The 21,177-nt window shown below is 45.5% G+C and carries 18 protein-coding genes; 8 read left to right on the top strand and 10 right to left on the bottom strand.

Annotation, left to right across the window (positions count from 1 at the left end; translation table 11 throughout):
* Nucleotides 1-163 precede the first annotated feature (163 nt).
* On the top strand, nt 164-1,222 hold the full coding sequence (locus QQL66_RS14715; protein ID WP_284382395.1) for a CaiB/BaiF CoA transferase family protein: 1,059 nt from the start codon (nt 164-166) through the stop codon (nt 1,220-1,222).
* Nucleotides 1,223-1,226: 4 nt separating this feature from the next.
* Here QQL66_RS14715 and QQL66_RS14710 read toward each other — a convergent pair whose 3' ends face one another.
* From QQL66_RS14710 to QQL66_RS14700, 3 genes are all read right to left on the bottom strand, one after another.
* Entirely contained in the window at nt 1,227-1,637 is a 411-nt protein-coding gene (locus tag QQL66_RS14710) for a type 2 periplasmic-binding domain-containing protein (RefSeq protein ID WP_284382394.1), read from the bottom strand.
* 10 nt (nt 1,638-1,647) lie between these two features.
* Entirely contained in the window at nt 1,648-2,784 is a 1,137-nt protein-coding gene (locus tag QQL66_RS14705; protein ID WP_284382393.1) for a hypothetical protein, read from the bottom strand.
* A 315-nt stretch (nt 2,785-3,099) separates the two neighbouring features.
* The gene (locus QQL66_RS14700) at nt 3,100-4,713 is read right to left on the bottom strand and encodes a methyl-accepting chemotaxis protein (RefSeq protein ID WP_284382392.1); all 1,614 of its coding nucleotides are present in this window, start codon (nt 4,711-4,713) and stop codon (nt 3,100-3,102) included.
* A gap of 159 nt (nt 4,714-4,872) precedes the next feature.
* Between QQL66_RS14700 and QQL66_RS14695 the strand changes: the two genes are divergently transcribed.
* Entirely contained in the window at nt 4,873-5,727 is an 855-nt protein-coding gene (locus QQL66_RS14695; RefSeq protein ID WP_284382391.1) for an SDR family NAD(P)-dependent oxidoreductase, read from the top strand.
* Nucleotides 5,728-5,787: 60 nt separating this feature from the next.
* Here the strand turns inward: QQL66_RS14695 and QQL66_RS14690 are convergent, their stop codons facing one another.
* A complete protein-coding gene (locus tag QQL66_RS14690; protein WP_284382390.1) occupies nt 5,788-7,089 on the bottom strand; it encodes a diguanylate cyclase in 1,302 nt (433 codons plus the stop codon).
* Nucleotides 7,090-7,377: 288 nt separating this feature from the next.
* Between QQL66_RS14690 and QQL66_RS14685 the strand changes: the two genes are divergently transcribed.
* The 5 genes from QQL66_RS14685 (at nt 7,378) to QQL66_RS14665 (ending at nt 13,691) form a co-directional block, all read left to right on the top strand.
* Nucleotides 7,378-8,514, top strand: coding sequence for an acyl-CoA dehydrogenase family protein (locus tag QQL66_RS14685; protein WP_284382388.1), 1,137 nt, complete (start codon nt 7,378-7,380; stop codon nt 8,512-8,514).
* A 330-nt stretch (nt 8,515-8,844) separates the two neighbouring features.
* A complete protein-coding gene (locus tag QQL66_RS14680; protein WP_284382387.1) occupies nt 8,845-9,933 on the top strand; it encodes a PilT/PilU family type 4a pilus ATPase in 1,089 nt (362 codons plus the stop codon).
* A 210-nt stretch (nt 9,934-10,143) separates the two neighbouring features.
* A complete protein-coding gene (locus QQL66_RS14675; RefSeq protein ID WP_284382386.1) occupies nt 10,144-12,108 on the top strand; it encodes a methyl-accepting chemotaxis protein in 1,965 nt (654 codons plus the stop codon).
* Nucleotides 12,109-12,399: 291 nt separating this feature from the next.
* Entirely contained in the window at nt 12,400-12,633 is a 234-nt protein-coding gene (locus QQL66_RS14670) for a DUF2789 domain-containing protein (RefSeq protein WP_284382385.1), read from the top strand.
* 242 nt (nt 12,634-12,875) lie between these two features.
* Nucleotides 12,876-13,691 (top strand): carbon-nitrogen hydrolase family protein, encoded by an 816-nt coding sequence (locus tag QQL66_RS14665; RefSeq protein ID WP_284382384.1) that lies wholly within the window; start codon nt 12,876-12,878, stop codon nt 13,689-13,691.
* A 22-nt stretch (nt 13,692-13,713) separates the two neighbouring features.
* On the opposite strand, the gene QQL66_RS14660 is transcribed toward QQL66_RS14665, so the two are convergent.
* Nucleotides 13,714-14,106: an acyl-CoA thioesterase gene (locus tag QQL66_RS14660; protein ID WP_284382383.1), complete on the bottom strand. Its 393-nt coding sequence runs from the start codon at nt 14,104-14,106 to the stop codon at nt 13,714-13,716.
* A 140-nt stretch (nt 14,107-14,246) separates the two neighbouring features.
* Here QQL66_RS14660 and QQL66_RS14655 point away from each other — a divergent pair, with 140 nt between their 5' ends.
* Nucleotides 14,247-15,446, top strand: a complete 1,200-nt coding sequence (locus tag QQL66_RS14655; RefSeq protein ID WP_284382382.1) for an FAD-dependent oxidoreductase — start codon at nt 14,247-14,249, stop codon at nt 15,444-15,446.
* An 88-nt stretch (nt 15,447-15,534) separates the two neighbouring features.
* Here the strand turns inward: QQL66_RS14655 and QQL66_RS14650 are convergent, their stop codons facing one another.
* From QQL66_RS14650 to QQL66_RS14630, 5 genes are all read right to left on the bottom strand, one after another.
* The gene (locus QQL66_RS14650; protein ID WP_284382381.1) at nt 15,535-16,143 is read right to left on the bottom strand and encodes a nucleotidyltransferase family protein; all 609 of its coding nucleotides are present in this window, start codon (nt 16,141-16,143) and stop codon (nt 15,535-15,537) included.
* Between the two features lie 173 nt (nt 16,144-16,316).
* The gene (locus tag QQL66_RS14645; RefSeq protein WP_284382380.1) at nt 16,317-18,551 is read right to left on the bottom strand and encodes a xanthine dehydrogenase family protein molybdopterin-binding subunit; all 2,235 of its coding nucleotides are present in this window, start codon (nt 18,549-18,551) and stop codon (nt 16,317-16,319) included.
* Nucleotides 18,548-19,135 (bottom strand): (2Fe-2S)-binding protein, encoded by a 588-nt coding sequence (locus tag QQL66_RS14640; protein WP_431356915.1) that lies wholly within the window; start codon nt 19,133-19,135, stop codon nt 18,548-18,550. The genes QQL66_RS14645 and QQL66_RS14640 overlap by 4 nt, the downstream gene beginning before the upstream one ends.
* A 202-nt stretch (nt 19,136-19,337) precedes the next feature.
* Complete coding sequence (locus QQL66_RS14635) at nt 19,338-20,270, bottom strand: GGDEF domain-containing protein (RefSeq protein WP_284382379.1); 933 nt, start codon at nt 20,268-20,270, stop codon at nt 19,338-19,340.
* A 139-nt stretch (nt 20,271-20,409) separates the two neighbouring features.
* Nucleotides 20,410-21,114, bottom strand: a complete 705-nt coding sequence (locus QQL66_RS14630; RefSeq protein ID WP_284382378.1) for a TetR/AcrR family transcriptional regulator — start codon at nt 21,112-21,114, stop codon at nt 20,410-20,412.
* Nucleotides 21,115-21,177: the final 63 nt, after the last annotated feature.

Raw genomic sequence — 21,177 nt, 5'->3', positions numbered from 1 at the left:
CTTCCAGCAGCAATCCCAGGTGCTCATTAAACTATCCAGCCACAGTGAAGTAAATGTTCATATTCGTCAAACAAATAGGTCACTGCGGTCATATTCAGCCACAGATCGATCCTCTACTCTAAAACGATCAAGTCTTACACCCATTAATAACAAGGTTCGTTTCATGTCTAGTCCACTCAAGGGTTTAAAAATTTTAGACTTTTCAACATTACTTCCAGGACCATACGCAACCATGTTGATGGCCGATATGGGTGCGTCTGTCACTCGTATCGTCCACCCGTCCAAGCCGGATTTGACCGAGACGCTGCCGCCCTATATTGGCGGTACGTCTGCGCTGTCCGCCCAGCTTAATCGGAACAAAGAGAGCTTGAAGCTGGATCTGAAACACCCGGATGCCATAGAGAAGATCAAGCGCATCCTGGCTGACTATGATGTGGTACTTGAGCAGTTTCGCCCGGGGGTGATGGCAAAACTCGGACTGGATTACGATACGCTTAAACAGATCAAACCTGACCTGATCTATTGTTCCATCACAGGATATGGTCAAACCGGCCCCTACGCTCAGCGAGCCGGGCATGACATAAACTACCTCGCACTGTCTGGCATTGCCGGTTATTCCGGTGATAAAGCAGACGGCCCTTCATTAAACGGCATTCAAATCGCCGACATGGCCGGCGGATCACATCACGCCGTTATGGGTATCTTGGCTGCAGTGATTCATAAACACCAAACCGGCGAAGGCCAGTACATTGATATCAGCATGACCGATTGTGCTTTCAGCATGAACGTTATCAGCGGTGCGCCAATGCTGGCCGGTGGTCACACACCCAGAGCAGAAAGCGAGTTACTCAACGGTGGATTCTTTTATGACTATTACGAAACCGCTGATGGTCGCTATTTATCGGTTGGCGGGCTGGAACCCAAGTTCATTGATGGTTTAGCCAGTTTAATTGATCTTCCTGAACTCAGAAAAATGGCCTTATCACCGAACCCGGAACACCAGAAAGAACTTAAAGAGAAACTCAAAGAGCATTTTCTTCAAAAGAACTTCTCAGAGTGGCAATCCATCTTCGCGGATCAGGACGTGTGTGTAGAACCGGTATTAACGCTCAAAGAGGCGGCAGAGCACCCTCACATCCAAGCAAGGGGCCTGATAGAAGAAGCCACTGTCTCAGGTGAACAGGTTACGCAACTTGCTCATCCGATTAAGTGGCAAAATTAAGGGGTTAGAACGAAAACGCTTCTTTCACTGTATCGTCTAGGTTAGAACTATCAATGTAACCCACCGCACCGGGAGTGGAAGCAACAAATGCTTTCACAGCAGCGTCATCTGCTTTTTCCTCAGGTGGTTTACCCTTGCCAGTAAACACTTTTTTCGCCCAAAAGGACTTGTACTGGCTTTCTGATTTACCAACGATGGTTGATAGAAAACCTTCTCGAATAGCGGATTCCGCTGCCTGATCAACAGGAATGGCTTTCGCCCCTGATGGCAGCGACTTCTTTTTCCCTAAATAAACATTTTTTGCATCGCCCTGAGATAAACCTGCTCCGGCATCCGCAGCATTGATGATGACAGACGTTCCCGCCATAGCCATTGAGCTTAGTAGAGAGAACAGAACAACGAATACATACTTCATAATGTCCTCCTTAGAACACGGCATCAAGAACGACACTGTAGATCATAGTGTCATCGTCTTCAGGTTCTTTACGATCGGTGTACTGCACTTCAAATTTCAATGCAGTAGACGGCATAAAGTCCCAACGAACACCGGCAATCCAGCTTTCCTGTAGGGCTTCCGTTTCCAGATCATCGACCTTTGCCTTAAGAGCAGCACCCGCCGGGATAGGGTCAGAGAAGCCGGTTTCACCGTCGTCGTCTTCTTTAGCAAAGGTTAAGTGAGGCGTGAAATCACCAATTCGCTTAGCAACGGAGATCATCCAGCCGGTGTCATCAGGAAGCGCACTGCGGTCGAAATCCAGCATCGTCCATTCAGCAATGAACAAGTAATCGTTGTAGTCGGCAAGCACTGCAGCTTCATAGAACATCACGCCGTTCTCATCCACAGCAATATCATCCGCAACATTATCAAACCCTGCGCCACGAAGTGCAGCATCCAAAGTATCAAAGTCCGAGTTGGTCACCGTTATTTCGGCGTAATGCACACTGCCACGCAAGGTTAGCCAATCGTAGTTTGCAGATAAAACAAGGCCTGTGCCGTTTCTCAAATCAAGATCGCTTTCAAGACCAAAGATGTCTACGTCATCACTGAAGGTGCCAAAATACACCTGGGAAGTGAACTGCCAGTCATCAGTTAACCACGTGGTATAGTTGGCATCGACACCATCAATGGAAGAGAAAGGCAGGCGATATACTTCTGAAGGCGGTCGAATCCAGTGATACGAATAGCCAACTTCGATTGATTCCGAATAGGCAAAGAACGGAGCCCTTAAACGACCGGCACGAGCATAAAACTCATCATTGGCTTCAAATTTCAGGAAGGCCCATTCTGCAGAAACATCATAGTCTTCCTTGCCACGCGCAACGAGCTGGGCTGTGAAACTGATTTTGTCATTAATTGGCGCAGTGGTTTGGATACCCAGAATGGAGTCTTCATTGAAGCTCACATCCTCATCGTAATCCACATCCAAATTCAGCTCGTCGTTATCTGCAATCCCGCCACCCACAGAAATGAATCCATTAAAATCCAATTCAATTGCATGAATGGGTTGAGCGATACCTAATGCACTAATAGCTACCGCTAATGCTTGCGATCTCAATCGCATATGCTTCTCCTCAATTAACCTATAAAGAATCAATAAACAAAGGGAACCTCTTAATAAGCCCCTCGTTATCGCTATCCTTTTCTGTCAGGTGTACTAATACATTCACTTGCACCAATACATACCCTGACGTATTTAGTAAGTTGAGAGCCGTTTATACACTTCCTGATCTAGACTCAAGCGATCCATAGCATCAAATAACTATAGACAACCTTTTGTTTTTATAAAGAAATCCAGATATCTATTAGATTTTTGAAACGTAGGCAAAGCCAACATGGCCATCACCTACGTCCAAGTACAGGAACTTTCACTTTCATTTTATATTTTGAATTGTTGAGTAATCTTGGCCATTTCGCCCGAAACTTCGTTCAGTTCACTGGCCAGACTTCCCAAAGACGAAGACTTATCAGCGGTTTCCTCTGTTTGCACCAGAATATTTCCAACCGAGTGTACAATATCGGCGGAAAGTTTTTGCTGACTTGAAACAGCATCGGAAATGCGATGATTCATCTCATTGATGGATTGAACAGCTTCAGAGATTTTTTCTAACGATTGCCCTGCCTGTTCAGAGTTTGACACACTGACTTGCGCTTGTTCTGTCCCTTTCTCCATCACAGAGACAGCTTCCTTAGACGCGGAAATCAGGTTGTTGATTGTAACATTAATTTCTTCTGTTGATTCTTGTGTTTTAGACGCAAGAGAACGAACTTCATCGGCAACCACGGCAAAGCCACGGCCTTGCTCTCCAGCCCTTGCGGCTTCAATCGCAGCGTTTAATGCCAACAGGTTGGTCTGATCCGCAATGCCTTTAATTACGCCAAGTACATTACGAACCTGATCCGTATCGGCTTCCAGTTTACGAATCACTTCAGATGCTTCAGCCACACCAGTTGCCAGGGTTCTGATGGCATCAACGGTCTGACCCACCACCTGCTGGCCCTGTTTAGCTTCTGAGTTGGCATCCTGAGCACATTCCACCCCTGCACCGGTATCATGTACGATCGAGTTCATACTCTCTTGCATCATATCCACTGCGTTTTTGGAACTTTCTGCGGACTGACGTTGTGACTCAATACTTTGGTTCACATGTTCCATCAAGCTGTTCAGCTGACCAGACAACTCGTTGAGTGGTCCTGCCGCATTCACAACCTGACCAATAACCCCTCTCAATTTGGCAACAAACAAGTTAAACCAATGCACCAGGTGACCAATTTCATCTTCTGAGCGAGTAGATAATTGAACAGTTAAATCGCCATTCTCCTGAGCAATGTCTTTTAATGAACTCACCACTTCATTGATGCTGTTACATAAGCTTCTGGAAATGAACATGGAGATCACCAGAATGAAGAAGAAAGTAATCACGCCAATCGTCACACCCGCCAACAGCATCTTATCACTCAGCGCTTTGGCTTCATCAACCATGCTAATAAACGCGTCGTTATTTGAATCTCTGAATTGATCAAGCAGCTCTGAGGTCTTTTGCAAAAGGGTCGTCATGTTCTCTGTTTGAGAGGACAACGCAGAAAAATCTGCAGAACCATCAATCATGGAGGCTGAGATAGAGTGAGCAGTTTTGTAGTATTGCGAGAAAGTCGCGCTAATTTGATTAGCCAACCCTTCTGGGTCGAGCTTTTGAGCTTCTTTCAGGTCATCCAGCAATTGCTGTTTCTGTTGATTGGCATTATCCAGGATATCGGTCTCCCCGGCTGAAACAGCACTGGCAAGCATTTCCTGGATACGTTCAAGCCGAACTTTTGATCGTTCCGCAATTTGAAGAAGAGGAAAGGATTTTTCTTGTATCTGACCAACAAGAACCCCTTGGGAGGACGCCATCATGTAGTTAGCAACGAAATACACTACAAAACCGACTATCGCGGCGAAAGCAATCAGATAAATTTTTATTTTTACACTCAGTTTATAAAACCACTGCATACTCTTCTCTCAAAAAAACATCTAAACTCAATAATTTGGTAAGCGCTTCACAGTCAAGATTAGACCAAGCAATTGGGCCGTGCTTGGTTAATCTAAAAACATACATCGGCCGAAAAACGAGAATCTTAATAAAATCAGGATGTTTTCTTAGGGAATAGTATGCACAACTTCAGAAATAAAGTAGCCGCCATCACAGGTGCCGCATCAGGAATTGGCGCCGCTTTGGCAGAATCATTGGCTCGCAAAGGATGCAATCTTGCGTTAGCAGACATTAATGAAAAAGCGCTTCAGAAAGTTACGGACAATCTGTCTCATACCGGCGTTAAAATTACTCAACACATTCTGGACGTTTCCAATCAAAAGGCGGTTGCCACCTTTGCCCAAGACGTTATGAAGCAACACAAAGGCATCAATTTGGTCATCAACAATGCAGGTGTTGCCTTAGCTGAAAACATCGATCAAATGAGCTATGACAACTTCGAATGGCTCATGAACATCAATTTCTGGGGCGTTGTTTACGGAACCAAAGAATTCCTTCCCTATCTGAAGCAATCCACAGACGCGCACATCGTTAACGTCTCCAGTGTCTTTGGTCTTTACGCTGTACCAACGCAATCAGCCTACAACGCATCTAAATTTGCCGTTCGAGGCTTTACAGAATCACTGCAAGAAGAGCTGCGTATTGAAGGATCAAACATCGAGTGTACCTGTGTTTTCCCAAGCGGAATTAAAACCAACATTGCTCAAAATGGGCGTATGGGGAAAACTTCTCACCTCTACCATGCGGAAGAGTTAAGAGATCGCTTTGACGATTACGCTCACACCACCCCAGAAGAAGCGGCAGAAACCATCTTATCGGCGGTTTTGAATAACAAAGAACGTGCCTTGATCGGGATGGATGCCTACGCGATGGATATTCTACAGAGAATACTGCCGAGCCATTACAAACAAGTGTTTGTACAAGGCACAAAACTGGCTAACTGGTGGCGTTCGAGAAGAGAATCCAAGGCATAGCGCTCTGCTATGCCTAATCTGGTGAACTGAGCGAAAGACGCATTTGAAACACAGCGCGTCTTAAACTGCCGTAACGCAATTGCGTCCGCCATTCTTGGATTGATACACCGCCTGATCCGCACGATCAAAAAGATCGCTGATATCTTCATCTTTTGAAGCCAACGCAGATACCCCAAAGCTCGCTGAGATTTCCAATCCAGCGGGCTTTAGATTAATAATTGCTTTTCGAATTTTCTCAGCCTTATCAACGGCAGAAATAAGATCACAATGAGGCATGATCAACACAAATTCTTCACCGCCGAAACGAGAAGCGATGTCTTCTTTACGACACAAACGTTGTAACAAAGCACCCACTTCTTTCAGCACAATATCTCCGGTCGTATGACCGTGGGTATCATTGATCAGCTTGAATTTATCCAGATCAACAACCACCATGCTTAGCGGTTGTTTATGACGCTGCGCTTCCTTGATCCGTTTCGGACCTACTTCCATCAGGAAATGACGGTTATACAAGCCGGTTAATTGATCTTTCATCGCAAGTTCGCGAAGAATTTCTTGCTGCTCCTGTACCCGATCAAACAGTTTCTTAGAGCGAATCAAATTCTGAACCCGAGCCATGAGTTCATCATTCATGATCGGCTTAGCAACAAAATCATTCACACCAGACTTTAACATAGACACTCGACGAGCCGAGTCTTCTACGCCTGAAATGGCGAGAATCGGAACCGTGCGTTTGGAAATATCTCGTCTGATGCTTTGAGCCAGTTGTGAGCCCGTCATTTCCCCTTCCAGAATGATGTCCACAATGACTAGGTCATATTCATTGTTCTGGAACGCATCGTAAGCATCCTCGGCATTGGTATAGTGATCCACTTCCATCCTGTTGAGCTTTAACAATGCAACGACCATCTCAGAAATAGCTCGGGAATCTTCAACGTATAACACTTTGCCATACAGCGATTTGGACTCGTTGGTCGTCCATACGAATTGAGTCAGATAATTATCAAATCCGACCAAATCATTCTTCTTGAAAATCTCTGTAGCACCAGCCTTCAGTACCCCAAGTAACGTATTTTTATCGTCTTCGGAGGTAATCATAACGACCGGGGTATTCCGTTTGGCTTGCGACATGGAACGAACTTTACGGCACACATCCAAACCAGAAGCATCAGGAAGTAAAAGCGCAACACACACCAGATCGTATTTATTTTCTTCGGACAACCGGAAGGCATCTTCTGCTTTCTTGCAGGTATCTACGTGAAAACCATGTCGCTGTAGAATTGACGCAACAACTTGTTGAACGATGTGGGAAGGTTCAATAAGCAATGCCGTGAGGGGTTCACTAATAGGTTTGTCAGCCATCCATTTCGCCAAAAAAAATCAAAAATTAATCAAATTATGTCTTTATAAAAACGCTTAACCATCTTAGAGCTTAGCAAAGCATTACCAACCATGTTGGAGAAGAGCAACATTATAGATATGTACCGCTAATTCAAGACTCTCCCCCCACTTTTAAACAAACTTTGAGACCTGATTTCTATTCTCTGCAATTCAACACTGAGCATTGAGGTCAATAAATCAGAGAAAAATGGCAATTGTTCGAAATCCAGTAGCTTGCAACACTGAATTAAATCGTAAAGGAGAGCCAAAATGATCCCTCGTACATTATTTGATTCCGACCATGAAGCCTTTCGTGATGTTGTTAGAAAATTCCTGGAACAAGAAGCCGTTCCCTATCATCCGCAATGGGAAAAAGACGGTCAGGTGGATCGTAACCTTTGGCACAAAGCCGGTGAGTTAGGCATGTTGTGCGCCACCATGCCTGAGCAATACGGCGGCATTGGCTGTGACTTCCGCTACAGCGCCATTGTTATTGAAGAAATTGCACGTTCAGGCTGTAGCGGTATCGGTTTCCCTCTGCACTCAGACATCGTTGCCCCTTATATCCTTCACTACGGCAGTGAAGAACTCAAACAAAAATACATTCCTAAGCTGATCAGCGGTGAAATGGTTGGCGCTATTGCTATGACTGAGCCAGGTGCTGGTTCAGATTTACAAGGTGTTAAATCAACCGCCATTGATAAAGGGGATCACTACCTGTTGAACGGTTCTAAGACCTTCATCACCAATGGTCAATTAGCTGACATTGTGATCGTGGTTGCCAAGACAGATCCGGCTGAAGGCGCTAAAGGGACCAGTCTTTTGGTGGTTGAAGCCGACTCAGAAGGGTTCGAGAAAGGCCAGAATCTCGATAAAGTGGGCATGAAAGCTCAGGACACCTCAGAGCTGTTCTTCCAGGACGTTAAAGTACCAAAAGAAAACCTACTTGGCGGTGAAGGCCAAGGCTTTATCTACCTGATGCAGGAATTACCACAAGAGCGTTTATTGGTAGGTTTAACTGCAGTCGCTGCAGCCGAGACCGCCATTGAATGGACCAAAGAATACGTTAAAGAGCGTAAAGCCTTTGGCAAGCCGGTGATGAACTATCAAAACACGCGCTTTAAGTTGGCGGAGTTAACCGCAGATACCATGGCCGGTCGTTGTTTCCTTGACCGCTGTCTGGAGCTTCATCTTGAAGGCAAACTCGACGTACCAACGGCAGCCGCTTTGAAGCAATGGACCACAGACCTTCAATGCAAAGTAATGGATGAGTGTATGCAGTTGTTTGGTGGCTACGGTTATATGTGGGAATACCCGATTGCACGAGCCTGGGCAGATTCACGTGTTCAGAAAATTTATGCAGGCACCAACGAGATCATGAAAGAAATTGTTGCACGTGCGCTGTAGTAACCTCCGAGGGTGAGTTACCTAAACCGATAACTGACCTGACTGTTTGAAGGCGCTTTTTGCGTCTTCAAACACGCTCTGCCCCTCTTTTTATTCATCGACCTATTCATCAACACGCAGCAATATCAGGTTCACCCTGTTTACTGATATTTTTCACACACTGTTTTCATGCTCTGCAACGATCAGCAAAGTTGTTGAAAACACTGAAATCTTAGCGATTCTAACCCACCTACCTTCACTGCTAATTCAAAATACCCATAAACCAACTTAGTTGGGCGCTCTGATTTTTTCTAAACTAAGGGACACTGAAGTGAGCACGGGAACAGAAAAATGGACGTGACACGCTACCTTTCCTACATGGTTGAAAAAGACGCTTCTGATATCTTCTTCGCTGCAAATGCCCCCGTTCTGTTACGAGTCAACAATGAAACCCGCCCAATCAATCCCGATACCATTCTAGATGCTCAGGATGTAAAGGATATGGCGTACTCGTTATTGACTGAACAGTTGATTGAGCGCTTCGAAAAAGAGTTGGAGCTGAATGCTGGTATCTCAGTAGATGACATTGGACGATTTCGAGTCAGCCTTCTGAAACAGAGAAAACAAGTATCCGCAGTAATCCGACTGATACACAGCGAACCCCCTACTGTAGAAGAGCTCCACTTACCCAGCATTCTGAAAACGCTCGCAGAGGAAAGACGAGGGCTGATTCTTGTGGCTGGCGCCACCGCATCCGGAAAGTCTTCAACACTGGCAGCTATGTTAAACCACAGGAACGAAAGCAGTCACGGTCACATTCTCACCATTGAAGACCCAATCGAATATCTACACAGCTACAAGAAATGCATTGTGAACCAAAGAGAACTGGGCGTAGATACACACTCCTACGCAGAGGCATTAAAGAATGCGGTTCGTGACGCCCCCGATGTCATTTTGATCGGAGAAATACGGGATCAGGTAACCATGCAAAATGCCATAACCTTTGCAGAAACAGGTCACCTTTGCTTAGCAACCATTCATGCCAGTAATGCCATTGAAACCCTGGATCGAGCCGTCAATTTCTTTCCGGAAGCCTACCATCATCAAGTCCTGATGGACCTATCCCGAAACCTCAACGCCATCATCTGCCAACGCCTGATTCGAGGCGAAAAGAGCTTATGGCCGGCGATAGAATTAATACAAAACAGCCCTTACATTCAGGAGTTAATTCAGAAAGGCGAGTTTGATCAGATCAGAGAAGCCATTTCCAGAAGAACTCAAGATAAGGATAAAGCCATTACGTTTGATAACTCTCTCATCAGCTTGTATCTGGATGGTCGAATTACCAAAGAAGAAGCCATTGCGAGCGCAGATTCCAAGCACAATATGGCTGTACAGTTGCGGCTACTGGACGAACGCGGGAATCACCGATCGGTATAGACAGAATATCTTCACCAGTATTTTCAACAGAAAATTGCCGCCATTCAGACAAAAACTCGTCAAAGTTTCGACCCCAAATGCTTTCTGGGTGTCTTTTCATTGCCTGTCATAAAAATTTAACAAACCTGAAATAAGTTCTGCCCCAGTTTAAGCGATAACTGAGAAGAATTCGTTAGTCGCGTGTTGTAGCTAATCTAACCGGGGGGCCCAATGAACATCCGAAACCTGACTGTCCTGAACACCAGCTGCCTTGCCGCGATCGCCATTGGATTGGCCAGTTTGACGCACTTTGGCCTCGAAAGTATTGATGAACGTTTTGAGGAAAATAAAGCGTTCAACCTTATCACTGAAGACTTTCGAGTAAATGTCCGCTCAGTGATTTCCCGGTATTTACGCAGTGGCGACACCCTACTCCTCTCCGAAGCAGAAGAGACCTTAGCCCAGGCCATTGAGCATACTCATGCCTATCAAAGCACGCATAAACAAGTCTCTGAGATCGATAACGTATTAGCCACCTCTGACAACCTTCTCACATTGCTTCAAACCGATGTACGTGCGGCGGGTAAAATGTCAGGCAACATAGAATTACTGCTCGACCAAAATGAACGGGAAATCGCAAATGCGTTGGACAGCCTAAAGGATCTGGCAGAAGAACAAGCTGACATCGATTCGACGCTTTCTCGACAATGGGGATCGATCTCTTCAGAAGCACAATATGAGTTAGTGAATCTCAGCCTGCTTCGACGAAACTATTTCAACCAGCCGACCGAAGAAGCCTTCCTTGCAATCAATGCTAAATTAAAAAATCTCTCAACTTTCGTATCCTCGCTCAATCAGCTAACACTACTGCCCAATGCACAAACGGAGTCTGGTGCAGATCTGGATTTCTTTGATGATGAGGAAACGGAAGACAACAAAAGTGAAGACATTCGTAACGAGCTGGGTTATCTAATCAAGCGCTATCCAGACGAATTGAGCCGAACACGAGATCAACAACAACACATTCAGACCTCGATGAACAAGGTGAACCAATATCTCGATGATATTGATAACCAACTGGCTGATATTGCCCAAACCAATGAAAGGTCTTTGTCCACTGAGCTCGCACGCTACAAGACCAAAATGTTCATTCTGATCGGTTTTATCATTCTTGTGGCTGTGCTGGTTGACCAAATACAGCGCCGGGTTGCCAATCGCATCCAGCAAATCACCCCCTACTTCAGCCGATACTCCCGAGGCGATTTCACTGAAGAATTTAACGTCAGCGCGATCACCACAGAATTACAAAGTCTTATTCGTTCAGGCGGACGTTTACGCCAATACATGATCGAGCTACTGACTTCCATGCGGAACCAGGCGCATTCATTGAATGATTTAAGCGACAACATTAACCAAACATCTCAAGATATTCATCATCACAGCCAACAGCAACTCACCGAAGCTACCAGCATTCACAGTGCAATGACCGAAGTGAATCAAACCTTCCAGGAGGTTGCTAAAAACGCAGCGAATGCGGCTGAAGCAACAGTTCAGGCCAACACCTCGGTAGAACAGGGCCAAACTCAATTTAACGCAATTGAACACAATATTTCAGAAATGGTGGTGGGCGTTAACCAAGCCGCCGCCACCATTGAAGAACTTAAAACCGAAACCGCCAACATTAATCAAGTGCTCACCGTCATTGAAACCATTGCCGAACAAACCAATCTGCTTGCCCTTAACGCAGCCATTGAAGCCGCACGAGCGGGAGAGCATGGTCGCGGTTTCTCCGTGGTGGCCGATGAAGTTCGACAACTATCTATACGAACCTCGGAGTCCACACAGGAAATCAAGCACATTATCTCCAACCTGCAGAATGTCGCAGCCGACTCCGTCAGCATCATGCACGAACAGGTAAGCAAGGCAGAGTTATCACAGCAAAGCGCCACCACAGCCTCACAAGCGCTAGCGAATATTGCGGATTCCGTACTAAAAATTAAAGATGTAAATATCAACATCGCTTCAACAACAGAAGAACAAGCTGCCATCGTTGAAAACATTAATCACAACATTGGTACCATCAGAAGCTTGTCAGAAGACACGGCTAACGCCATCAATAAAACCCTTAGCCAATCGAAAGAACTCACTGAGATCTCTGATGGCATTCAGGAATCCATGCAACGTTTCCAGATTTAGCGAGCCTACTAATTTCTCTGAAGCCACTTGTTCTCTGAAGCCATTTATTCTTTGAAGCCATTTATTCTTTGAAGCCATTTATTCTTTGAAACTAATAGCTCTCTGGAACTAATCGCTCTCTGAAACTGAAAACTCTTAAATGCACGTACGCTAGAGTAAAAACCTCCGCTACACCTGCCACCAGAGGTGCTGAACAATGTTTTCCATCTCTGGTCTATATACTACATTGGCTCACTCGATTTCGCTGACTATTCTCATATTACTAAGCATAACTTTGTGTTGGGGACCACAATGGATACCAGTAATCATTTCGAATTCAGTACCTTGTTTTCACAACTAGGTCTGGCGTCAGACCAGGAAAGCATCAATCAGTTTATTCAGAATCACCATATATCAGGCAGCATTCGCTTGGATGAAGCGCCATTCTGGACTTCATCCCAAGCGTCTTTTTTACGCGAAGCCATAGAGGAAGATTCTGATTGGGCGGAGGCAGTCGATCATCTCGACAGTGAACTTCGTCATTAGATAGCAAAAACGATTAGCATCATCATAAATAAACACCACCATAAAAAAGCCGGAACACTTATTGTTCCGGCTTTTTTATGATTATACTTTTATCGACAATTATCACTTGATGACGATTCCGGTTTACTGACAGTTCAGTTTACTGACATCTCGGTTTACCGGTGAAAGTGACAGGTAACGATAGGACTACTCATTTTACAAATAACAGTCAGGACTCAATTTAGGAACGAGAACAAGCGTCTATGAAAGCATCCGTTATTCAAATGGTAAGCACAGCCAATACCGATGAAAACTTATCTCAAGCCGCTAAGCTTTTAAGACAAGCCAAGGAAAAAGGCGCGGAAGTCGCCATATTGCCAGAAATGTTTGCTCACTTTGGTGAAAAAGATGCCTTAGAGTTTGCTAAAACCCACGCGCAAGCAGATGGCCCCATCCGTACCTGGCTTCGAAGTGTTTGTCGTGAACTTAGATTGTGGGTCGTAGCGGGAACTATGCCTATTCTGGACAGCGAAGTTCAGGAAAAACCCACCGCCACCTCATTGATTGTTGACGCCGATGGCACTGAATATGCCCGGTACGACAAAATACATTTATTCGATGTTGATGTTCGAGATCAACAAGGCGCCTATCGTGAATCCAACTTCTATGAGGCTGGAGGCCGAACCTGTGTCACAGTCAGTCCGTTGGGCGCAATGGGCATTGCGGTATGCTATGACTTACGATTCCCGGAGTTATTTAGAAACCTGATCCAACGTGGTGCTAAAGTGATTGCGATACCTTCTGCCTTCACCTATCAGACAGGATTAGCACACTGGATGCCTCTTCTGCAGGCCAGAGCCATTGAAAACCAATGTTTTATTCTTGCGGCCAATCAAGGCGGCCAACATTCGCCAAAACGCCGCACCTGGGGCCACAGCTGCATCATTGATCCTTGGGGGAAAATACTAGGAGAATTGGAAGACGGTCAAGGCGTTCTAACCCGAGATCTTATACTTGAAGAAACGGATTCGGTTCGGGCCAGTATTCCATGCCTGCAGCACAGAATGAACTGGCTCTAACGGATCAATAAGGTCGCTTTAACTACCCCTTTAGATGCGCCTCAAGCTGAACGCGAATGTCTTCCGGAATAGCAGTTGCAGTGTTGGTTCCATAATCAAAATGAATTAACGCTGCAGAACCCCGAGCACAACACTGCCCCTGCTGCCACACTTCTTGCGTCACCTGCATGGATGAATTACCTATTTTCGCCAACCAGGTTTTGATCTCCACCTCATGACGAAATTCAAGCTGCGCCAGGAAATCCACTTCAATACGGGCAATGATTAAGTTCCAATCTTCCGGTTTCATAGAGGGTACAAAAAACTCAAAAATAGGTTCACGCCCCTGTTCAAACCACATAGGAACAACCGTGTTGTTAATGTGCCCCAACGCATCCGTCTCACAAAATCTTGGCTTAATGGTTAATGTAAACACTGCTCTTCCTTATTCACTTTTATTTGAATTTTAATGTCTGCTTATTCGAAACACACTTTCTTTTGCCGACAGCTTTACCAGCCAGCCTGTCACTTGATATGTTATTGATTCGTTTAGGGAGCTTTAAGTGTAGGACACTCATGTCAAAACATCTTGTCTTGGTCGGTGGCGGACACACTCACGTTCTGGTGCTTAAAGCACTCAGCAAGAAGCCAATAGAAGATCTCAAAATCACCTTGGTGTCCCCTCATCTGTTTACACCCTATTCCGGTATGCTTCCTGGCCTGATCTCCGGTCACTACTCCTATGAAGACATTCATATTGATCTTCATAAACTGTCTCAAAGTACACGTACTCATTTCATAAGATCAAAGGCGATTGGGCTTGATCCTCAACAACAGCTATTGTTTCTCGAAAACGGCGAATCACTTGGTTATGAGCTCATTTCGTTTGACACAGGCGCGACCCCTGATCTGTCTGTTCCTGGCGCTTCGGAGCACTGCATTCCTGTTAAACCCATCGATCAGTTTTACAGGCAATGGACACAGCAGCTGGCTCAGCTAAAACAAGATCAGCTAAAACAAGATCAACTAAAACAAGATCAGCTAAAACACACCGATCTTAATCAACCGTTAAATCTATCCATTGTCGGCTCGGGCGCTGCAGGTGTTGAGTTAGCGTTAGCCATGCGACACAAGTTAAAGAATGACACATCTAATAACTTGAACACCATCAACGTTCAGCTTGTCTGCCGGGGTAACGACATCCTGCAGGGTTACCCAACCCGGCTAAAGCGTTATGTTCAACAGAAGCTTCAACGTCAGAATATCGAGGTATTTTACGAATTCGATGTAGCCCTAGTGAAACCTGATTCTCTGATTGCGAAGGATGGACAACATTTGAATTCAGCCATGACCTTCTGGTGCACTCAGGCCAGAGGCGCTGACTGGCTTAAACAAACTCAGTTAACCTTATCTGAAAACGGTTTTATTGAAGTCACCCCAACACTTCAAACCCCTGACTATCCGCAGGTCTTCGCGGCCGGCGACGTTGCACACTTTCGCAAATCACCGTTACCTAAAGCCGGGGTTTATGCAGTTCGTATGGCAGACACACTTACTCATAACATTCGTGCGCTTCTAACAAATTCAAATTCAGGTTCAGATACAAACACGAATACAGAGCTTGTCCCCTACCAACCACAACAAGACTTCCTGAGTCTGCTTGCCTGTGGCGACAAATCAGCGGTCGGCTGCAAGTATGGCTTTACTATTAAAGGACGCTGGGTTTGGTCTTTAAAGGACCGCATAGATCGACAATTCATGAACCAATTCAGCTAAACCGAATGCTTTATTACTTTGCTGCTCTCATCCCAGCGCCGAAAGAAAATCATTATCTGTAACCAACGTCTCATAAAACCATGAGTCGTTATGCCGACAGATTCATTAAATCATCCGGCTGATCAATGTCCTGAAGTAACCCTGAATCGTCAATCACCACAGAGATAACTGAGTCCTGATGATTCTTAATCACGTCTCGTCCTCCCTGGTCCTGATCAAGCAAGGCCAGCTCCTCAAAGAACGCCCGGCCAAACACCACAGGGTTTCCCCGTTTAAACTCACCACTCGCAAGCTCTACTTCCGGAACCACAATGGCATTTGGAAATGCAGCGTGTTTTAACGTTTGATAACTTTCTGATTGAACAAACGGCATATCACCCAAGGCAATCATTGCCATATCCCACTCATCAGAAATGGCGTTAATACCACAGGCAAGCGAAACGCCAAGCCCTTGTTCCGCATGATGATTCACAACGTAATCGACGTCTAAGGATCGTAACAGATTAATCAACTCGGGCTGATTGGCATCCACAACCACCAAAAGCTGGTCTGACACCTGTTTCAGATTTTCGATGGTCCATCCCAACATAGGTTGAGCATCACGCTGAGAGTCCATTTTAAGAGGGTATAATAATTTTTGACTGCCAAAGCGTCGGGACTGACCCGCCGCAAGCACAATGATTCCAAATTTATTCATGCTTTATTCTCTTTACTAAACTAACGCATCCCTGTTCTGTTAGTCGAAGGCGCTAAGGGCCAATCGTTATTCTGAGCAAAACTGATTTCACACACAACGCGGAATATCCCCGGCATCTGGATAGCTGATCACTATCCAAATGCGAGGAAAAAATCAGTAATAAAGACAAACACCTAGGAAGCAAGTTCCAATGGTAACTGCCTCAATCTCTGTCCTGTTGCTTTGAACAATGCATCGGCCAAAGCTGGTGCAAGCGGAGGAACGCCGGGTTCACCCACCCCTGTAGGGGACTCAGCACTTGGCACAATATCCACCTCAATCTCTGGTGTTTCATTCATGCGAAGGATTTGGTAATCATGGAAATTAGATTGTTTAACGCGCCCCTGCTCAATGTCTATTCGGCCATACTTGGCAGCGGTAAGCGCGAAAATAATCCCACTCTCCATTTGAGACTGAACAATTTCAGGGTTCACCACCAACCCACAATCCACCACACAGTATACTTTCTCAACCTGGTACTGTGTTCCCTGTACTGACACTTCAACCACCTGAGCAACCCAACTACCAAAGCTTTGATGGATCGCCAACCCTCGATAGGTCCCTTGAGCAGGCTTACTTTTCCAGCGGGAGATGTCCACCACCCGATCCAATACCGTCAAAGCACGCGGTTGAGACTGTAGTAATTGGCGTCGGAATTCATAAGGATCTTTTCCGGAGGCATCGGCCACCTCATTCATAAAGCCTTCCACCACAAAGGCGTTTTGTGAATGGCCGACGGAACGCCAATAAGACACAGGCACACCGGCATCCGCATGGGTATATCTAACATCGATGTTTGGCACCTGATACGGATAAGATTCAGCTCCTTCAAATGGCGAGTGATCTTCTGGGGCAAGTACCCCTTCGCCCGCTAAGCCGGTTTTTGCCAACGTGTTGTACATAAACTTGGGCGCCCAAGGAAACTGTGCAGGCGCTGCGTCCCAGACGTACCAACTCAGGATTTTCGGACATGCAATTCTGTGCTGCCATCCAACCAGATCACCTTGATCCGAGATCACGGCTTCCAATTGATGCAAAGATGCCGGACGGTACAGATCGTGTTGAGTATCCTCCTCACGACTCCACACCAACTTGATTGGCCGTTGAGTTTTCGCCGAAATTTCGGCCGCCTCGGCCACAAAGTCCTGAGTTAAACGACGTCCAAACCCACCACCAATGAACGTGGTATGAATGAAGATTTGATCCAGAGACAAATCCGTTGCTTTCGCCACAGCAATCTGAGAAACATCAGGGGCTTGGGTCGGTGCCCAGATATCACATCGACCCTTCGTCACTTGAGCAACACAGTTCTGAGGTTCCATCGTCGCATGCGCTAAAAATGGCGCGGCATACTCTACATTTAAGCGCTTCACACCAGAAGATTGAATGGCAGAAAAGTTACCTACATCACGACGGCTATCGCCCTCGTCTTCAGCCAATGCCGATCGATAAGTATCAAAGACTTTCGCCGTAGACAGGTCGGCGTTAGAACCTTCATCCCAAACAATGTTTAACTGAGTTGCAGCTTTCTTGGCTCGCCAATAGCTGTCGGCAACAACAGCAACACCCGTTTGAATCTCGACAACATCAACAACACCTGCCGAGCTTAAGGCGTTAGACGCATCAAACGATTTAACACGCCCACCAATGACAGGGCTACGCACAACGGAAGCATACGCCATTCCATCAATCTTTGTGTCGATTCCAAAATTGGCTTTACCCGTGGACTTGAGCGGAGAGTCTAAACGCTTGGACTGCTTGCCAATGTATTTAAACTCGTTGACTGATTTCAGAGGAATTGACCAAGGCAACGATTCTTTGGCCGCAACTGTCAGGAGTTCAGCATAACTCAGCGACTGATTCGTGCCTTTTCTAGTCACTCGACCGTTGTCTGTGTCACACAGATCAACCTCAATCTGCCAGACTCTTGCAGCCGCTCTCTTCATTAGATAACGAACTGAAGCCCCCGTTTCCCGAATTGGCTGCCAACTTGAGGAAATACTGTTACTGCCACCGGTCAACTGCAAACCATAGTCAGGGTTCCGGTACTCTGTGCTAGCAGGGGCAAATACGACCTTGATCGCATCTGGTTGAAGATCCAATTCTTCCGCCAACAAGGTGGTTATACCTGTGTACGTTCCCTGACCCATTTCAACCCGATCGAGCGTAAATTCCACCGTGCCATCACTGAACAATTTCAACCAAGCATCCGGAGTCCAATTCGACAAACCGGTTTGTTGATCTTTGACCAACTTGTTTGAACAAGCTAGCAAACTGGTCGCCACCACTAGTCCGCCACCAGCAAGGGCAGACACTTTCATAAAGTCCCGGCGAGTTAAATCTTTGGCCGTAAGGAGATCCTGACTCATGACGTCACCTCCTGAGCTAACTCATAGTTATTAAACTCACTGATGTTTGACTCACTCTCGAATGAATTTTGGCTCTGTAACTGAGCGGCGGCTTTCAAAATGGCTTTTTGAATTTTTGGATAGGTGCCGCAACGGCAGATGTTCCCTGCCATAAAATATTTTATTTCTTGAAGAGATGGCGTCGGGTTTTGTTGAAGTAATGCAGTCGCAGACATGATCTGACCTGATTGGCAGTACCCGCATTGAGGTACACTCTCTTCGATCCAGGCTTGTTGTACCGGATGCAACGCCGAATCCGAGCCTATCCCTTCAATGGTAGTAATAGATTGCTCTGAAATAGCAGAAATAGGCATTGAGCAGGAACGAATTGGCTGTCCATTAAGATGCACTGTACACGCGCCACATAGACCCATACCACAACCAAACTTTGTACCGGTCAGACCTAATGTGTCTCTGACCACCCACAGTAAGGGCGTATCAGGCTCTACATCTACCTCTACTTTTGAACCATTTAATTCAAATGAAATCACGTATTTTCCCTCTAGCTGTAGTGCCTTTCGAGCCAATGAAAGCCACAAAAACATGAGTTATTATTCTTATTAGGAGCTAGAGTTTATGCTCTAATCAAATAGAAAGGAACTGAATATTTTTCACGCTGAGGTGAAAATAATTGACTTGGATGACATAAATATTACGTAACATCAGGGGATTCATACGCAGAAAATTTATTCCGCTGAATAAAAGAATCCTAAGAAAATAGCATCAGAAACTAAGCGCTCGCTCGCATTAAGACCTTCGTGATTTGGAAGCCTTATGCTCATACATAGCTTTGTCCGCTTTCTCCAAGAGCACATCCAGCCCGCTACCATCTCTGGGAACAACGGCAGCACCTATGGAGATCCTCGGCTTAATGACATGGCCGACAACATTCACTGGCCGTTCGATATCACTGATTAAGCGCTCTTTGAAGCGTTTTACCTCAAGGTCATCCAGCGCGGAAGGAATGATCGCAAGAAACTCATCTCCGCCATACCGACCAATCAATTCGTCTTTTCGAAAACAGTTTCTGAATCGTTCCCCAAGCACATGAAGAATTTCATCACCTATCTTATGGCCGTGCAGATCATTAATGATTTTAAAATCATCGAGATCCATAAACATCAACGTATATTCCTGACCATGTTGAAGGTAATCCTCTTCGAACCGCTCTATTCCTTCTTTGATTGCATGTCGATTTGGCAGTCCGGTTAACGCATCAATACGAGCTAAATCATTGAGCTGATCTGTGGTCTTCTTCATGAGAGTAAGATCATGACCAGAAACAACCACAGCCCCTACCGACTCCCTACCTGTCGCATTACAAGTAAAAATAGGATGATAACGGACTTCCATATAACGAGTTCCGCTGTAGCCCGGAAATTGAAATTCCTGTCGGTAGACAACCTCTTCGCCGGAGAAGCAAAGGTCTAACTTTGGTTTAATAACATTCTGGAAAATGTCATCGCCAAAAATATCCCATATTGTTTTACCAATAATATTATTCCGGGATACTTCAAACGCCCGCTCATAAGCACGATTGACCTGCCTGTATCTATAATCCCGCCCCACAATAGACAAATGGTCCTTTACATTATCGAATATGGTAAGCAGTGCGTTGATGCTTTCGTAATCTAGCGTTTCGGATTCCGAAACGTAAGTGGAAAGAGGCTCAAGAATCACTGGTCAAAACCTTCTGATCTAATGGAACTAGCTTCAGTTTAGATCATTTTTTAACCAACAATAGAATTAAGATGCAATAGAGTGTCTACAGATAGACACCCTGTTGCGGAATGTTTTTTATGAATAGTAACAGCGGTAATTAATCGATTGATTTACCGAGGAGAACCTGCACTGCGCGTTGCATGAAAGCACGAATACCATCCGCCGTGGTTTCAGGTGCATAAACCATCATCGCAACTGAATGGGCACTTCCCATAAAGATCATGGCAAGCTCACGAGCGGACAATCCGACACTGATTTCACCTGAATCAATGCCACGCTGTATCGAACGTGCAATTTGATTGATCACCCGGTTGTGAAGTACTAAGTAACGAGGCCAAACGTCGTCCCTCAAAGAAGAGGTCCACTCCAACCAGACTTTGACATATTCAGGTTGGTTAATCGCACTTTCGACAAATTGATTGCCATGAGCATTCAACGAGTCCACAGCACCTAAGTCTGCATGATGCGCCTTGTTAGCAACCTCTAGAAAGAATCGTTCGACTTCACCCAATACTGCATCGACAAGGTCTTCTCGTGTTCTGAAATAATTAAACACCGTAGGAACAGACACATTCGCCAGTTCCGCAACATCTGCATGCACTGCCCGACCAATACCATTGTTTGCGAAAGCGATAACAGCACATTTCAACAACTGGGCTTGACGAGCCTCGGGGCTAAGACGGGTTCTTTGTCGAGCTTTAGGGCTTACTTCGGCAACGTCCATCATTAATCCTATATCTAATACGCTTGAATTCGCCGAAATATACCAAAGCAAACACCAATGACCTCGAAAGTTATTCACATTTTGTTACACAATTCACAAACTCGACAATAATTTGACACTTATATGACCATTTAATCAAAT

This window comes from Litoribrevibacter albus, assembly GCF_030159995.1.
Lineage (GTDB): Bacteria > Pseudomonadota > Gammaproteobacteria > Pseudomonadales > Litoribrevibacteraceae > Litoribrevibacter > Litoribrevibacter albus.
Note: the sequence above shows the minus strand (reverse complement) of the source record. Positions and strands in the feature narration are given on the sequence as shown.

Bases quoted from the DNA above. Each gene is read 5' to 3' on its own strand.
- QQL66_RS14715 (WP_284382395.1), top strand. From the start codon at position 164: ATGTCTAGTCCACTCAAGGGTTTAAAAATTTTAGACTTTTCAACATTA.
- QQL66_RS14710 (WP_284382394.1), bottom strand. From the start codon at position 1,637: ATGAAGTATGTATTCGTTGTTCTGTTCTCTCTACTAAGCTCAATGGCT.
- QQL66_RS14705 (WP_284382393.1), bottom strand. From the start codon at position 2,784: ATGCGATTGAGATCGCAAGCATTAGCGGTAGCTATTAGTGCATTAGGT.
- QQL66_RS14700 (WP_284382392.1), bottom strand. From the start codon at position 4,713: ATGCAGTGGTTTTATAAACTGAGTGTAAAAATAAAAATTTATCTGATT.
- QQL66_RS14695 (WP_284382391.1), top strand. From the start codon at position 4,873: ATGCACAACTTCAGAAATAAAGTAGCCGCCATCACAGGTGCCGCATCA.
- QQL66_RS14690 (WP_284382390.1), bottom strand. From the start codon at position 7,089: ATGGCTGACAAACCTATTAGTGAACCCCTCACGGCATTGCTTATTGAA.
- QQL66_RS14685 (WP_284382388.1), top strand. From the start codon at position 7,378: ATGATCCCTCGTACATTATTTGATTCCGACCATGAAGCCTTTCGTGAT.
- QQL66_RS14680 (WP_284382387.1), top strand. From the start codon at position 8,845: ATGGACGTGACACGCTACCTTTCCTACATGGTTGAAAAAGACGCTTCT.
- QQL66_RS14675 (WP_284382386.1), top strand. From the start codon at position 10,144: ATGAACATCCGAAACCTGACTGTCCTGAACACCAGCTGCCTTGCCGCG.
- QQL66_RS14670 (WP_284382385.1), top strand. From the start codon at position 12,400: ATGGATACCAGTAATCATTTCGAATTCAGTACCTTGTTTTCACAACTA.
- QQL66_RS14665 (WP_284382384.1), top strand. From the start codon at position 12,876: ATGAAAGCATCCGTTATTCAAATGGTAAGCACAGCCAATACCGATGAA.
- QQL66_RS14655 (WP_284382382.1), top strand. From the start codon at position 14,247: ATGTCAAAACATCTTGTCTTGGTCGGTGGCGGACACACTCACGTTCTG.
- QQL66_RS14650 (WP_284382381.1), bottom strand. From the start codon at position 16,143: ATGAATAAATTTGGAATCATTGTGCTTGCGGCGGGTCAGTCCCGACGC.
- QQL66_RS14645 (WP_284382380.1), bottom strand. From the start codon at position 18,551: ATGAGTCAGGATCTCCTTACGGCCAAAGATTTAACTCGCCGGGACTTT.
- QQL66_RS14640 (WP_431356915.1), bottom strand. From the start codon at position 19,135: ATGTTTTTGTGGCTTTCATTGGCTCGAAAGGCACTACAGCTAGAGGGA.